This window comes from Marinobacter sp. L-13, from assembly GCF_056857715.1.
Genome location: NZ_JBSXNQ010000068.1, coordinates 111,039 through 126,429, shown reverse-complemented (window position 1 = coordinate 126,429; position 15,391 = coordinate 111,039). Strand labels below are relative to the sequence as shown.

Genomic DNA, 15,391 nt, shown 5'->3' with positions numbered 1-15,391 from the left:
ATGGGCGACCGACAACACCCCATGCGCGCCATCGCCGCGGGTGTGATGCTTTCCGTGGAGAATGGCCAGTCCCTGTCCCAGTGCCTGCCGCCCGCACTGAACCGCCTGCCCGCCAATGAACGCCCGGTTCTCCAGGCGCTCTGTTACGGCACCTGCCGCTGGTATCACCGCCTCGAGGGAGAGCTCAACAGCCGGCTGAAAAAACCTCTGCGCAAACCTGACCGCATCATCCATCACCTGATGTTGGTTGCCCTGTTCCAGTTGCGCTTCAGCCAACAGGCCAATTACGCCGTTCTCAATGAAACTGTTGAAGCCTGTAGGGCCCTGGACAAACCCCATTTGACCGGGCTGGTGAATGGTGTCCTCAGGGCCGCAGAGCGGGAAGGCGCACCAGAACCGGCAGACGATGCCGCCAGGTTCAGCCACCCGGTGTGGATGGTGGAAAAGCTCCGTCACAACTGGCCGGAAGACTGGCAACACATTCTCGACGCCAACAATGCCCAGGCACCCATGACGCTCCGGGTAAACGCCCTGCGCTTCGGACGGGATGAGTATCTTGGCCTGCTGGCTGAGGCCGGTATCGAAGCAAACGCGACGCGCTTCGCGCCCCACGGTATTCAGCTGGCCACCCCGGTTCCTGTCGACCGGCTGCCCTGGTTCGCCGATGGCGCTGTCAGCGTGCAGGATGAGGCCGCGCAATTGTGCACCACCCTGATGGACCTGGCGCCTGGCCAGCGGGTTCTGGATGCCTGTGCCGCTCCTGGCGGCAAAACCTGCGCGATTCTGGAGAGCTGTGGCGAGCTGGCGGAAGTGGTCGCCATTGACGAATCCGCTGATCGACTGCCCAGGGTACAGGAGAATCTGGATCGCCTTGATCTCAACGCCACCCTGAAGAAGGCGGATGCAGCCGCGACCGACCAATGGTGGGACGGCGAGGCATTCGATCGCATTCTGCTGGACGTGCCCTGCAGCGCCAGCGGCGTGATTCGTCGCCACCCTGATATCAAGTTATTGCGCCGTGAATCGGACATTACCCCCCTGGCGGCCATACAGCTCGGGTTGCTGGACGCAATGTGGGCTATCCTGAAACCCGGAGGCCGGCTGGTGTATGCCACCTGCTCGGTGTTCCCGCAGGAAAACCACCGTATAATTCAGCGGTTTTGCAAGCAGCAGACCGATGCCATTCTCGTTGAGCCGGATGCTCAGTGGGGGCGCGATATGGGTGCGGGGCGGCAACTGCTCCCGGATCCGGACAGCCATGACGGCTTCTTCTACGCCGTGCTGGAGAAACCCGAACCATGAAAATCCTGATTCTCGGTGCCGGCCAAGTCGGCGGTACACTTGCCGAAAACCTTGCCAACGAAGCCAACGACATCACCATCATCGACAGCGATGGTGCCCGATTGCGCGAGTTGCAGGACCGGCTCGACATCCGCACCGTTCAGGGCGCGGCGTCCTATCCCACGGCACTGCGACAGGCCGGGGCCGAAGACGCCGACATGCTGATTGCCGTCACCAACAGCGACGAAACCAACATGGTCGCCTGCCAGGTGGCCAAACTGCTTTACAAGACCCCGACCACCATATGCCGGGTGCGCGCCAACGCCTACCTGGCGAAATCCGAGCTTTTCTACCAGCGCGACCAGACCAAGGACCTCGACAGCCTGCGGGGTTTTCCCATTGATGTTCTGATCAGCCCCGAACACCTGGTGACCAAACACATCACCCGGCTGATCGAGAACCCCGGCGCCCTCCAGGTACTGGAGTTTTCCAAGGGCCTGACCCGCCTTGTGGCCATCCGTGCCACCAAGGGTGGCCCGCTGGTGGGCCACGAGCTGTCTTACCTGCGCACCCACATGCCCAAGATCGATACCCGGGTGGCGGCCATCTTCCGGAAAGACCGCGCGATCATGCCCGAGGGCAACACTGTTATTGAAGACGGTGATGAGGTGTTCTTTATTGCCGCCGGCGACCACATAAAGTCGGTGATGAGTGAACTACAACCGCTGATAAAACCCTACAAGCGGATCTTTATCTGCGGAGGCGGCAATATCGGTCAGCGGCTGGCCCATACCCTGGAAAACCGCTACCAGGTCAAACTGCTGGAGCGGGACCACGAACGCTGTGTCATGCTCTCGGAAAACCTGCGGAAAACCGTGGTGCTGGAGGGGAACGCCGCCAACAAGGACATCCTCCTGGAAGAAAACATCGAGAATACCGATGTGTTCTGTGCGGTAACCAACGACGATGAAGCCAACATCATGGCGTCACTGCTGGCCAAGCGCCTGGGCGCCCGCAAGGTCCTGACCCTGATCAACAATCCGGACTACGTGGACCTGATTCAGGGCGGCGACATCGACGTGGCCATCTCACCCCAGCAGACCACAATTGGCAGCCTTCTGACCCACGTTCGCCGGGGTGATGTTGTGAACGTTCACTCACTTCGCAGGGGCGCGGCAGAGGCAATTGAAGCGATTGCCCACGGGGATCACCGGTCTTCGAAAGTGGTCGGTAAACGGCTTGATGAAATCAACCTGCCAGAAGGCACCACCATCGGCGCCATCGTGCGCCGCAACGAAGTCCTGATCGCCCACGATCATCTCCGGATCCAGCCGGACGACCACGTTATCCTGTTCCTGGTGGACAAAACCCGCATCCGGGATGTGGAAAAACTGTTCCAGGTGGGTCTTACCTTCTTCTGACTTAGAAATACACAGCCAGCACGCGTATAATGCGCCTTTCTTTTTTCGGAGCGCCCCGAAGGACAACCGGGGCGCCACACACAGACTGATCAGCAGGCAACCGTCGTGACAGACAAGGCAACGAAACAGACAACTCCGGATATCGGGACCTTCCAGGGCCTTATCCTGGCTCTGCAGAATTTCTGGGCGCAGCATGGCTGCGTGGTCCTCCAGCCACTGGACATGGAAGTAGGTGCCGGCACGTTCCACCCGGCCACCTTCCTGCGTGCCATCGGGCCGGAAACCTGGAACGCCGCCTACGTTCAGCCCAGCCGCCGTCCCACCGACGGCCGTTACGGTGAGAACCCAAACCGCCTGCAGCATTACTACCAGTTCCAGGTGGTTCTGAAGCCGTCACCGGACAATATTCAGGAACTGTATCTGGATTCCCTGCGTGCACTGGGCCTTGATCCGCTGGTGCACGATATCCGGTTTGTAGAGGACAACTGGGAGTCCCCGACATTGGGTGCCTGGGGCCTGGGTTGGGAAATCTGGCTGAATGGCATGGAAGTGACCCAGTTTACCTACTTCCAGCAAGTCGGTGGCCTGGAGTGCTTCCCGGTGACCGGCGAGCTCACCTACGGTCTTGAGCGGATCGCCATGTACCTGCAGGGCGTCGACAGCGTGTACGACCTGGTCTGGACCGAAGGTCCGGACGGTGTGGTCACCTACGGTGACGTGTTCCACCAGCAGGAAGTGGAGATGTCTACCTACAACTTCGAGCACGCTGACACCGAGTTCCTGTTTCATAGCTTTGATGTTCACGAGCGGGAGAGCGCAAGGCTGATCGAAGCCGGCCTGGCCCTGCCAGCCTATGAACAGGTTCTCAAGGCCTCCCATACTTTTAACCTGCTGGACGCCCGCCATGCCATCTCGGTTACCGAGCGTCAGCGCTTCATCCTGAGGGTTCGCACCCTGGCTCGTGCCGTAGCCCAGGCGTACTTCGACAGCCGTCGCTCGCTTGGCTTCCCGCTCGCCCCCGAGGCGTTGCGCAAGGAAGTCCTTGCCGCCGCTGAGGCCGCCGACGACAAGGCGAAAAGCAAGAAGGGCAAGAAAGCGAAGAAGGCACAGCAGGAACAGGGGAACGCATAACCATGGCAACACAGGATTTTCTGGTCGAACTGGGCACCGAAGAGCTGCCCCCCAAGGCCCTCAAGCCGCTGTCTGACGCCTTCACCCAGGGCATTGCCCGGGGCCTGGAAGAAGCGGGCATCGAATTCGGCAAAGTTGAAGCCTTTGCCGCTCCGCGCCGTCTGGCCGTGCGCATCCGGGATCTGGCTGACTCCCAGCCGGACAAGTCGGTTGAAAAACGTGGCCCTGCCGTCAAGGCGGCCTTTGATGATGCCGGCAATCCGACCCGCGCGCTGACCGGCTTTGCCACCTCTCTGGGCGTGACCCCGGACCAGCTCGACACCCTGGAAACCGACAAGGGTGCCTGGGTGGTCTACCGCACAGTCGAACAGGGCAAGCCCACCGTAGAGCTGATGCCGGAACTGGTGGAGCAATCACTGGCCGGCCTGCCGATTCCCAAGCGCATGCGCTGGGGTGCCCACCGTACCGAGTTCGTGCGTCCGGTCCACTGGGTAGTAATGCTGTTCGGCAACAAGGTGATTGAGGCGCCCATCATGGGCCTGACTCCGGGCAACAAGACCCGCGGTCACCGCTTCCATTGCCCGAAATCCCTGATCGTACCTACGCCGAGTGATTACGAAGTCGTCCTCAAGCAGGAAGGCTATGTGATTGCCGATTTCGCCGAGCGCCGGGAACAGATCCGTGCCGGCGTCACCGAGCTGGCCGAGAAGGAAGCCGGTGGCAAGGCAGTCATTGATGAGGACCTGCTGGACGAGGTCACCGCACTGAACGAATGGCCGGTACCCTTGATGGGGCGCTTTGAGGAGCGGTTCCTCGAGGTTCCTGCGGAAGCGCTGATCTCCTCCATGAAGGAACACCAGAAGTACTTCCACGTGGTGGCCGCCGACGGGGAAATGCTGCCGCTGTTCATCACCGTTGCGAACATCGAGAGCAAGGATCCGTCACAGGTTGTTTCCGGTAACGAGAAGGTGATCCGGCCCCGGCTGTCCGACGCCGCGTTCTTCTATGAAACCGACCGGAAGACCAAGCTCGAGGATCGCATCGACGCCCTCAAGCCCATCGTGTTCCAGGAGAAACTGGGGAGCATCTACGACAAGTCTGTGCGCGTTGCCGCCCTGGCCAAGAAAATCGCCGACGCCATCGGCAGTGATCCGGCCCTGGCCGAGCGCGCCGCCATGCTGGCAAAGACCGACCTGGTTACCGAAATGGTCCTGGAGTTCACCGACCTGCAGGGCATCATGGGCCAGTACTACGCCGCTAACGACGGCGAACCGGAAGACGTGGCCAAGGCACTGAACGAACAGTACATGCCCCGTTTCGCCGGCGACGATTTGCCAACAACCCTGACCGGCTGTGCCATTGCCATCGCGGACCGTCTGGACTCCCTGGTGGGCCTGTTCGGCATCAACCAGCCGCCATCCGGCACACGGGACCCGTTCGCCCTCCGCCGGGCCTCCCTCGGGGTGCTGCGCATTATCATCGAGCGCGAACTGCCGCTGGACCTGCAAACCTGCTGCGAGTGGGCCGAAGAGAACTTCACCGTGCTGACCGAGCAGAACACCGCCAGCACCGTGGTGGACTATATGCTGGAGCGCTTCCGTGCCCACTACGACGAACAGGGCATTGGCGCCGAGGTCTACCTGGCCGTTCACGCCCGCCGTCCGACCCGCCCGCTGGATTTCGACCGCCGGGTAAAAGCGGTAGAAGCCTTCCGGCAGCTGCCCGAAGCGCAGGCCCTGGCCGGCGCCAACAAGCGGGTTTCGAACATCCTGACCAAACAGGGTGGCGACAGCATCGGTGAAACGGTCAACGCCAGCCTGCTGCAGGACAGCGCCGAAAAGGCCCTCGCCGAGCAGGTCGACCAACAGGCCGCGAAGGTTCTGCCGCTGTTCGAGAACGGCGACTACGCCAGTGCCCTGAGTTCACTGGCCAGCCTGCGGGCACCGGTGGACAACTTCTTTGATGAAGTGATGGTCATGGCCGACGACGAGGCGGTAAGGAACAACCGGCTGGCGCTGCTGAACCGCCTGCGCAACCTGTTCCTGCGCGTTGCGGATATCTCCCTGCTGCCCACAGCAGGCTGAGGCCGGACCAAGGGGCACGCGCACAGCGATGTTGATCATTCTCGACCGGGACGGGGTCATCAACGAATACGATGGCAATTACATCTGCTCGGCAGATGAATGGCACCCCATTCCCGGCAGCGTTGAAGCGGTGGCCCGGCTCTGTATTGCCGGCCATCGCATTGCCATCGCCACCAACCAGTCAGGCATCGGCCGCGGCTACTACGACACCGATGAGCTGGATGCCATGCATGAGAAGCTCGAGCAGCTGGTGGAAGCCCAGGGTGGCTGCATCGACTTCATTGCCTACTGCCCCCACCACCCCGACGACCAGTGCTGCTGCCGCAAGCCACTGACCGGTCTGCTGGAGCAGATCCGCGAGCATTTTCATCTCGCCAGCCTTGAAGGGGTCATCATGGTGGGAGACAGCCGCAAGGACCTGGAGGCCGGCCACGCTGAAGGGTGTCGTCCGGTCCTCGTGCGAACCGGTAACGGACTGGACACCGAACGCCACCTGGACGCCAGACCCATACCCGGCGCCGATGTCAGTATCTATGATAATCTCAGCAAATTTACGGACGCCCTTTTATCCGCCGAGGGCTGGTAAAACCGAAGCGAATCCGTATAATACCGGCCGTTGATCGGCGTGTGGCGCAGCTTGGTAGCGCACTTCGTTCGGGACGAAGGGGTCGCAGGTTCGAATCCTGCCACGCCGACCATTTTCCCGCTTTGATTCCTTCCCGTGTTAAAACTCCCTGCTTAACTGCAAGCCAGCTGTCCACGGCACCACGTCGTACTCGCTTTTGAATGAAGTCTGCCCCTGCAAAGGATCCGTCGCCTTATAATCGATGGAAATATCGCCCTCATAAAAGACTCGTGCGACAAACATGTCTACCGTCCAGTCGCCTGCCAAATCGCGAATCTGTGCACCCAGAGAAACCTGATGGTAATCATCGAACGGTGTCAGCGGCGAACGCGTCTCGATGGTGACGGGAGATTCGTCAAACAAATAGCCTGCCTTCAGTGACCATGTTGGTGCGACCTGCCAGATTGCGCCAACCCGCCACTGCCAAGTGTCTTTCCAACTCTGAACCTGCTCCTCGGACGGCTGCTCGGCAGGGAAAGCCGCCGGCGTCTTCTCGCGGGATACGACCGACAGCGCCGAAGCATCACTCCATTTCGCCCAAGTTGCTCCGGCAAGCAGTTCAAGTGTGTCACTCCATTGGTGAGCAAGACCGACACTCAGGCTTTGAGGAATCGTGATCGGGACTTCTATCTGCTCAGAGACAGTTGTTTGAGTCAGACCACTGGCTGACAGGGTGGGGAAGTTGTTGATGGTGCCGGTACCCTTCAGATTGAATTCGGTGCCCGTGCGGGCAGCGAGTCCAAGCGACGTTTCAGGAGTCGCCTGCCAGAGCAGGCCGACAGTGAACTCCAATGCAACATCATCTCCCTCCAATGTCGCGTAGCCATCGTTCAGAGTGCCGCGAGGAAGTGAAAAACGTGATTCGATGCCACTGAAATCAACTGGATTACGCTGCTCGGCATCGGCATAAAGCACATTGATGCTGCCACCCAATGAGAATCCCTCGCCGCTGTTTACCGCAAAGGAGGGACTCACACCGTAGGACACCAGTTCAATTTCATCACCAATATATCGCCCTGCAAAAGCATCGCCGTAATCGAAGCCGAGGCCGTAAGGAACGTAGACCCCCAGACCGACATCCAGCCAGTCGTTCACTTCATGGGTAAGGTAGGCATTGGGTACTGCAAACGTTTTAACGTGATCACCACCACCATCACCGACAACCGGATCGCCATTGGCACGGGTTGCCGATGTTTGGGAGTCCCTGCCCACGGCGTCGATCTCGAAAACGATCGCACCCAATGAGATGTTGGTGCCGGAAAGCTGGCTCATCCCGGCGGGATTGAAAAAGATCGTGGAAGCATTTTCCGGGTTGGCGACACTGCCGGCGTTGCTGACACCGGAGACACTGGCGCTTTGGTCACTATTGGACAAGCCGCCGGCGAAAGCTGTCAAAGGGATAAAGACGGCCAATGCAACAACTGCGCGAAATCTCTTTACAAAACCTGACCTTGAGCTATACATACAGCATCCTTTTGAGTAGGCTCCGAAGTATAGATTTCGGCGACACACCTATCAAATCAAAGAAGACAAAGACGCTAACTACGTGACATTCAGTAGAGTCAATTATGCTCTCCAAGCACCAATCGTTCGGGGGATTCGATAGCAAAACCTGTGGGTGTTCTGTGGGCCTATAGATCAAGGAACTTTGAATGACTGACGTTGGTCGGAGAGGGACCGCTCTCCTGGTAGTGATTTTTTCATCTCTTTTACTACTGTCTTTTTGCGCAACCGCCGCAGAGCAACAGGGATACGCCAGAAATCTGACCCAGACGATGGAGGTCTTTAAAGGAGCTTGGGATCAGGAAACACCACCTCCAGAAAAACACGCTGCCTGGTCTCCAATAAATCATGATGTTTTTACCAGTGAACCTCGTGAGCCATTCGTGTGGATAAGGGGCAAGATAAATGCAGCCGAAACCATTGAACAGCGCTGGTTACTACTAAGCCCTCTGGCCTCAAGCGCTCAAGTATTTATCGATGGTTCCCCAGTTTCCCAAAACCCCAAATTTTTTCTCGAACCGCCGCAACAGAAGGCTATTCCATTTCATCACCTGATCTTCGAGTTACCCAAGATCTCATCGGTTTCGGATATTCACATTCGATTCGAGGCGGACTTTCCGATAAATACGCCGGTGAAAGTTCTTAATCAAACCGACCTCTTCAGTGAGGCAGTCTTCCATACCGCTCTCAGCGTTAGTCTGGCGTCAATTATCTTTGCGCTGACGGTTTATAACCTTTTCCTGTTTTTCAGTATCAGAGACCCCATCTACCTTTTTTACGTGGTAATTGCATCTGGTGTTTTAGTCTACTCTTTGAGCCTGACAAACCTGCAAGCCTATCTGGGAATGAACGAAGCCCAGTTTAATTTGCTAGGTAAAACCCTTTTGATTCTCATGCCCCTTCTTACTATCCAATTTGTTTCAAGGGTTCTTCAACTGGGGACGCTCGCGCAATGGGTTAACCAGATGTACCGTTTTCTGTCGCTCATTTATCTGGTTCTCCTGGTTGCAACGCCTTTTCTGTCGCTCAAGACCGTTGCCTTCCTTGCCGCAACTATTGGGATGGCTGCTTACCTTCCGTTCCTTCCTTTTGCCTTCATTCAGGCAAGGAAAAAATACCAACCGGCTCTGTATTTTCTGATTGGCTGGATTCCCTTAATCATCGCTCAAAATGTAACGGCTTTGGATTCTCTGGGTATTATTGAAGGTAGCCAATGGGTGATGTACTACATCCCCGGAGCCATGTCCTGGGAAATGGCTCTGTTCTCACTAGCCCTGGCATCCCGCATAAAAATCCTTCGCGACGAACGGGACACCCTGCAGGCCCAGCAGATCCATGTCAGCGAAAAAGCCCGAAAGGCCCTCGAACGCAGCAACCGTATCAAGGATGACTTCCTGAATGCGGTCAGCCACGAGTTGCGCACGCCCCTGCATACCATCCAGGGCCAGCTGGATCTGCTTCGGGAGGCACCGCTTAACCGGGAGCAGAACGACGCATTCCGTCTGATCGAGTACGCCAATCTGCGAATGACCCGGCAGGTCGGTGGCATTCTGGACTTCGTTGATGCCCAGGAAGAGAACCTGCTCAGCTCGCCCCAGATTTTCGAGCCTCAGTCCCTGTTCGATCTGCTCGAATACGAGTTCCGGGAGGCCGCAAGGGCCAAACCGGTTTCCCTCGCATTCGGCATGGAAGACTCAGTACCTGGAAAGGTCTTCATGGATGGTTTGATGCTTGAAAAGGTCCTGTACCAGCTCATCGATAATGCCGTGAAGTTCACATCTGCAGGGGGCGAAGTGCTGGTTCGAGGGAGCAGACTGACAGACGATTCCGTTTTGCGGATTCTGGTATCAGACACTGGGCCTGGTATCCCGGATGCACAGAGGGAGAAAGTATTCCAGGCCTTCAGGCAGGGAGAAGCTGGCCTCACTCGGCGTTACGGCGGTGTGGGCCTGGGGTTACCCCTTGCCAGTTCTCTGGCCAATGCCCTTGGCGGCCAGATGAGAGTTCTTGAAACATCGGATCACGGCACAACGCTGGAAGTCACAGTACCCTACGGCGATGTTCACCAGTCAGAGCACCACGATCCAGACCAGCTGAGCCTTGGCGACGTGATTCAGGTGCCCAGGGTTCTTGTCGTGGAAGACGACGCCGGTAACCGGATGATTCTTCGCAAACAGCTCGAGAAAATAGGGGTGATTTCAGAGGGGGTCCAAAACGGCCTGGAAGCTGTACAAGCCGCCATGAACGAACCGTGGGATATGATTATCATGGATTGCCAGATGCCAGTCATGGACGGCATTGAAGCCACTCGTGAGATCAGATTGAAAGCCGCCGCCAACCTGGACACACCCATTATCGCGGTTACCGCCAACGCCAGTGAAAGCTATCGGACCCAATGTCTTGAGGCCGGCATGGATGACTACTGCACCAAGCCGCTGCGAATGGAAAAGCTGCAACGACTTGTTACTCACTATGCAGAACACCGTGTCGTCACAAGAGTACGTGAGCAACGAGGACTCAAGGATTCGCTGATAGATTCATGACAGTAATCGGGCATGCCGGATTACAGCAACGGCTCCACAGGCAACAGAGAGAACAGATACACCAATGCCCGTTTGAAAGGGCCGGTATTCGGCTCGTGGCGATGCTCAATCGTTTCTGTACCCGTGAATTCCAGCCACCGGAGATCGCCTTCTTTATCCAGCACAACCTCATAAGCCGCCAGCCTCACTTTCTCGGGAAAGGCGGATTCCAGTGCGGTCGCCAGCTCCGGGCTCTTGATCAGAAAACCCAGCTCGGTGTTCAGATTCGCTGAACGGGGGTCGAAATTGAAGGAACCAACGAAAAGCGACTGACCATCTACGGCAAAGGTTTTGGCGTGAAGGCTGGCGGCCGAGCTGCCGGCAATGCCGCCAGGGCTCGACTTGCTGTCTGCATCCTCAGACCTGAATTTGCGCAGCTCGAACAACTCAACGCCTGCCTTTAATAGGGCCTCCCGGTATTTCGCATAGCCTGAATGCACCAGGGCGACGTCGTTGGCTTCCAGGGAGTTGGTGAGAATCCGCACCTGCACACCGGCGCTTTCAAGCTCGCGAAACAGCTCAACGCCACGATTACCGGGAACGAAGTAGGGCGAAACCAGGGTCACTGTCTTTTCAGGTTCACCCAACGCCAGGGCCAACTGTTGGCTCAATCGACCCTGCTCTCCTTCGAGCCCCTGGGCCTTGGCAGGATCATCGCTCACCATCTCTACCGGCGCCCAGACAAAAGAGACCTCCCGGTCCAGCAATTCCCTGAGAAAATCCGAATTCTGCAAAGCAGCCACGAAGCGCCGGGCTTCAGCATCCTGTTCGACGGAAGCAAGACTTGCTGCCATGGCATCCAGATCCTCATCATCGGCGCCTGCGAGCAACCGATCCACCGGGTACGCGGACTGACTCGCCCAGTAGCGATCAAAATCCCTGGAGACACGCTCCACGACGGGCCCGATCGCCAGAACATCCAGATCCGCGAACAGCGTACCGTCACCCACACCGAAATACTCATCAGCAATGTTGCGGCCGCCAATAATGGAGGCCTGGTTGTCAGCCGTGAATGACTTGTTGTGCATCCGGCGATTCAGGCGACCAAAGTCCGTCAGAAAGCCCAAAGTCCTGGAACTACGAATCACAAACGGATTGAACAGCCGAACCTCGACGTTGTCGTGATGATTTAACGCCGCCAGGAAATCGTCCATGCCGGCGATGCCGTTGTCATCCAGAAGCAGCCGAACCCGAACGCCGCGTTCGGCCGCGCGATATAGCGAGTACAGAAGCAGCTTGCTGGTAATATCGTCCCGCCAGATGTAGTACTGGACATCCAGGGATCTCTCGCTGGCCTCGGCGAGCAAAGCGCGGGCAACGAAAGCGTCCAGTGGATCCTCCAGCGTTGTAATACCACTGAGATCGGGGTGGGCTTCAATCTCTCTGCCAACTGCGCTGCCAAGGCGCGTATCCGCCGTCTGCGCCTGAACGAAAGCGACAGACTGTGAGCGGTCTTTCAAGGATGGCAACGCACAACCTGCCAGCAGACCTGTCAGCATTAGGAGTGCAAGAAGGGTAAAAGTTCGGCATTCAGTCATTTTGCACGGGGCCATCCAGGTCGAGATTGAGAGAGTCTTCCCCTTGAAGCATGACACAAAGCATTTCCGATCTTTATATTTCCTATTGATATAACGTTAGACTCTAAAGTTTGGTACGCTTTGATATATCTCAAACACCACTCGCGCAGAGCAAACAAAGACAAGAGGTTCGAGGCATGACCAGCAACACAACCACCACGGGCAGCGTCAAAACTCATACCGTCATAATCGTGGGCGGCGGGGCAGCCGGTATATCGGTAGCATCCAGCATCCACAAACGGGATAGCAGCATCGACATTGCCATCGTGGAGCCAGCCATCCGGCACCACTACCAGCCCGGCTGGACGATGGTGGGAGGCGGGGTTTTCCGGCCCGAGGTCACCTCCAAGCCCATGTCAGACGTCATGCCCAGTTTCGTGTCCTGGTACCAGCAACCGGTGACCGCCATCGACCAGGACAACAACCAGGTTTCCCTGGGTGACGGCTCATCCATGCAATACAAGGCGCTGGTTCTCGCTCCCGGCCTGGAGCTGAACTGGGGCGGCATCGAAGGTCTTGAGGAGGCGCTGGGCTCCAACGGGGTCACCTCCAACTACCGGGAAGGCATGGCCAGCTACACCTGGGACATTGTGCAGAAGCTCAAGAAAGGCCGGGCTCTTTTCAGCCAGCCGCCAATGCCGATCAAATGTGCAGGCGCCCCTCAGAAAGCCATGTATCTGTCTGCCGATTACTGGCTCAAGCACGGCGTGCTCAACAATGTGGATATCCAGTTTCATAACGCCGGAGCCGTCTTGTTTGGTGTCGCCGATTACGTCCCGGCCCTGGAAGCCTATGTCGAAAAATACGGCATCGACCTGAATTTCCAGAGCACACTGGTTGCCGTGAACGGGCCTTCGAAAACAGCCGTTTTCCGCTCAACCGATGGCGAGGGCAACAGCCAGGACCGCGAAGTAAGCTTTGATATGCTGCACGCCGTGCCGCCCCAGCGGGCACCGAAGCTGATCCGGGAATCCGCACTGGCAAATGAAGGCGGCTGGCTGAATCTTGAGGACGATACCCTGCGCCATAAAACCTACACCAACATTTTTGGCCTTGGCGACGTGAGCGGAACCGGAAACGCAAAAACCGCCGCCGCGGTGCGCAAACAGGCGCCGGTGGTGGCGGAAAACCTGGTGGCCACGCTCCGAGACCAGCCCCTTGAGGCCGCCTATCTGGGCTATGGTTCCTGCCCGCTGACCGTGGAAAACGGCAAGATCGTACTGGCGGAATTCGGCTACGGCGGCGTACTCCAGCCCAGCTTCCCGAAATGGATCAACGATGGCACCAAGGCTACCCGAGCCGCCTGGTGGCTGAAGGCCAAGCAGCTGCCGACCCTTTACTGGCATGGCATGTTAAAGGGGCATGAATGGCTCGCGAAACCGGCCAAAAGATAAGTTGCCAAACCTTTAGGGGTAAAGGCACCGAAACCTTGTGTTACACATGAGAACAACTGGAAAATAAGGTGCTTCGGCTTTGAATTCCGGGCAGTTTTACTATTGCAATCGGGAATTTCCTTAGCTCCTTAATCTGTACTCCCTATAGTTCTTTTGCATTAATTGTCCTACTTTGAAATAGTAAACATTCCTGTTTCCATTCAAATCAGGCCCCGTCATGCGAAAGAATCTACCGGTCACGGATAACGAGAAAACCTTCTCGCCTAACCAGAAACTGATTTCTTCCACTGATCTGAAAGGGAAGATTCGCCACTGTAACTCTGCGTTTGTCGAGGTGAGTGGTTTCACTCGTGATGAGCTGATCGGCCAGCCCCACAACATCGTCCGGCATCCGGATATGCCGCCGGCCGCCTACGAAAACATGTGGTCCCATCTGAAAGCCGGCCAACCCTGGATGGGTCTGGTAAAAAATCGGTGCAAGAACGGTGACTACTATTGGGTCAGTGCCTACGTTACGCCCGTAACCGAGAACGGTAAGGTGGTCGGGTACGAGTCCGTCAGATCCTGCCCGGACAGAGAAGACGTGGAGCGGGCGGAAAATCTGTATGCCTCCATCCGTGCAGGAAAGTCCGGCATCCCTCTGTGGCACAGGGTGCAACCTCCCACCATCTTTCTTGCCCTCGTATTCATCGTCGCAGGCGCCCTGTTTCTCGCCGGTCAGCAAACCTTCTCGGAACTGGTTCTGGCCGGTGGCGTCATTGCTTATGCCGGCTGGATGCATCTGGCCCGTAAGCAACTAATGGGGTCGGTCACGAAGCTACTTGAACACAGCTTTACGGATGATCTCGCTGCAAAGAGCTACACCGATGACGACCTGCCACTTGGGCGCATCAAAGTCGCAGTGAAAGCCCAACAAGCACACCTGGATGCGGTACTTACCAGACTTGAAGATTCTGCCGATGAGATGAGGCTGCACTCTGTTAAAGGTCGGGAGGTCAGTTTCGAAGCACAGGAGGCCCTGAAGCAGCAGCAGTCCGAGACCGAACAGGTTGCAGCGGCCGTGCACGAGATGTCTCAAACGATTGCTGAAGTCTCATCAAATGTTCAATCAACCGCAGAGCGAGCAGACAGTGCCAAGGAATTTGCCAATGAGGGTCGCTCTGTTGTTCGCGGCACTCGGGAGGCGATTGAGACCCTTAAGGGTTCCGTCCATGGCATCAGCGATTCCGTCGGGGAATTGGCGCAACAGACTCAACAAATAGCCTCCGCTGCAAAGATTATCGAGGAAATCGCCGAACAGACCAATCTGTTGGCACTGAATGCCGCCATAGAAGCAGCCAGGGCCGGGGAACATGGTCGCGGTTTCGCTGTGGTAGCCGAGGAGGTGCGAGGTCTGGCCTCCCGCACCCGCAACTCGACGAGTGAAATCCATGGCATCGTAAACGAATTGATTTCTCGCTCTGAGGAGGCCAATCAAAAGGCCGACGAAGGCAAACTGTCAGCAGACGAAGGCATGGAAAAAATGCTCTCGGCCGAGAGCACTCTGAATGATATCGCCGAGTCCGTCACCAACATTGCTGAAATGGCGCTGCAGATGGCGGCAGCGGTGGAAGAACAGGCTCAGGTGTCGGACCAGATTAATGAGCAGGTGGAAAAAATATCCGATCTGGCGTCCAACAACCTGGCCAAAGGTGAGGAGTCCACCCAATGCGTGAAAAACATTGAACAGATTGCGAACGATTTGCACGAGCTCGTCGTTAGGTTCAAATGACGGATAATTCCAGGTGGCACGA

Annotated in this window: 10 protein-coding genes and 1 tRNA gene; 9 read left to right on the top strand and 2 right to left on the bottom strand. The window is 57.2% G+C overall.

All coding sequences use genetic code 11. The annotated features are described in order from the left end of the window. The 6 genes from rsmB to AC13DD_RS19720 all read left to right on the top strand — a co-directional run bounded on the left by rsmB (position 1) and on the right by AC13DD_RS19720 (position 6,615). Positions 1-1,302, top strand: a complete 1,302-nt coding sequence (gene rsmB / locus AC13DD_RS19745) for a 16S rRNA (cytosine(967)-C(5))-methyltransferase RsmB (RefSeq protein WP_482931632.1) — start codon at positions 1-3, stop codon at positions 1,300-1,302. Then, positions 1,299-2,702 (top strand): Trk system potassium transporter TrkA, encoded by a 1,404-nt coding sequence (gene trkA, locus AC13DD_RS19740; protein ID WP_439531716.1) that lies wholly within the window; start codon positions 1,299-1,301, stop codon positions 2,700-2,702. The genes rsmB and trkA overlap by 4 nt, the downstream gene beginning before the upstream one ends. Positions 2,703-2,807: 105 nt before the next feature. Continuing rightward, a complete protein-coding gene (gene glyQ / locus AC13DD_RS19735; RefSeq protein WP_041645858.1) occupies positions 2,808-3,833 on the top strand; it encodes a glycine--tRNA ligase subunit alpha in 1,026 nt (341 codons plus the stop codon). 2 nt (positions 3,834-3,835) lie between these two features. After that, a complete protein-coding gene (gene glyS / locus AC13DD_RS19730) occupies positions 3,836-5,917 on the top strand; it encodes a glycine--tRNA ligase subunit beta (protein WP_053113427.1) in 2,082 nt (693 codons plus the stop codon). Positions 5,918-5,945: 28 nt separating this feature from the next. After that, positions 5,946-6,503, top strand: a complete 558-nt coding sequence (gene gmhB / locus AC13DD_RS19725) for a D-glycero-beta-D-manno-heptose 1,7-bisphosphate 7-phosphatase (protein WP_014578870.1) — start codon at positions 5,946-5,948, stop codon at positions 6,501-6,503. Between the two features lie 35 nt (positions 6,504-6,538). After that, a tRNA-Pro gene (locus AC13DD_RS19720) sits at positions 6,539-6,615 on the top strand. 26 nt (positions 6,616-6,641) lie between these two features. On the opposite strand, the gene AC13DD_RS19715 is transcribed toward AC13DD_RS19720, so the two are convergent. Further along, complete coding sequence (locus AC13DD_RS19715; protein WP_474545883.1) at positions 6,642-8,006, bottom strand: OmpP1/FadL family transporter; 1,365 nt, start codon at positions 8,004-8,006, stop codon at positions 6,642-6,644. 188 nt (positions 8,007-8,194) lie between these two features. Between AC13DD_RS19715 and AC13DD_RS19710 the strand changes: the two genes are divergently transcribed. Next, on the top strand, positions 8,195-10,588 hold the full coding sequence (locus AC13DD_RS19710; RefSeq protein WP_482931631.1) for a 7TM diverse intracellular signaling domain-containing protein: 2,394 nt from the start codon (positions 8,195-8,197) through the stop codon (positions 10,586-10,588). A 20-nt stretch (positions 10,589-10,608) separates the two neighbouring features. Here AC13DD_RS19710 and AC13DD_RS19705 read toward each other — a convergent pair whose 3' ends face one another. Beyond that, a complete protein-coding gene (locus tag AC13DD_RS19705; RefSeq protein ID WP_474545884.1) occupies positions 10,609-12,165 on the bottom strand; it encodes a phospholipase D family protein in 1,557 nt (518 codons plus the stop codon). Between the two features lie 176 nt (positions 12,166-12,341). Between AC13DD_RS19705 and AC13DD_RS19700 the strand changes: the two genes are divergently transcribed. After that, a complete protein-coding gene (locus AC13DD_RS19700) occupies positions 12,342-13,598 on the top strand; it encodes an NAD(P)/FAD-dependent oxidoreductase (protein ID WP_053113421.1) in 1,257 nt (418 codons plus the stop codon). Between the two features lie 217 nt (positions 13,599-13,815). Then, a complete protein-coding gene (locus AC13DD_RS19695; protein WP_053113420.1) occupies positions 13,816-15,369 on the top strand; it encodes a methyl-accepting chemotaxis protein in 1,554 nt (517 codons plus the stop codon). Positions 15,370-15,391 lie beyond the last annotated feature (22 nt).

Excerpts from the sequence above, each read along its gene's own strand:
- rsmB (WP_482931632.1), top strand. The coding sequence starts at position 1 with ATGGGCGACCGACAACACCCCATGCGCGCCATCGCCGCGGGTGTGATG.
- trkA (WP_439531716.1), top strand. The coding sequence starts at position 1,299 with ATGAAAATCCTGATTCTCGGTGCCGGCCAAGTCGGCGGTACACTTGCC.
- glyS (WP_053113427.1), top strand. The coding sequence starts at position 3,836 with ATGGCAACACAGGATTTTCTGGTCGAACTGGGCACCGAAGAGCTGCCC.
- gmhB (WP_014578870.1), top strand. The coding sequence starts at position 5,946 with ATGTTGATCATTCTCGACCGGGACGGGGTCATCAACGAATACGATGGC.
- AC13DD_RS19715 (WP_474545883.1), bottom strand. The coding sequence starts at position 8,006 with ATGTATAGCTCAAGGTCAGGTTTTGTAAAGAGATTTCGCGCAGTTGTT.
- AC13DD_RS19710 (WP_482931631.1), top strand. The coding sequence starts at position 8,195 with ATGACTGACGTTGGTCGGAGAGGGACCGCTCTCCTGGTAGTGATTTTT.
- AC13DD_RS19705 (WP_474545884.1), bottom strand. The coding sequence starts at position 12,165 with ATGACTGAATGCCGAACTTTTACCCTTCTTGCACTCCTAATGCTGACA.
- AC13DD_RS19700 (WP_053113421.1), top strand. The coding sequence starts at position 12,342 with ATGACCAGCAACACAACCACCACGGGCAGCGTCAAAACTCATACCGTC.
- AC13DD_RS19695 (WP_053113420.1), top strand. The coding sequence starts at position 13,816 with ATGCGAAAGAATCTACCGGTCACGGATAACGAGAAAACCTTCTCGCCT.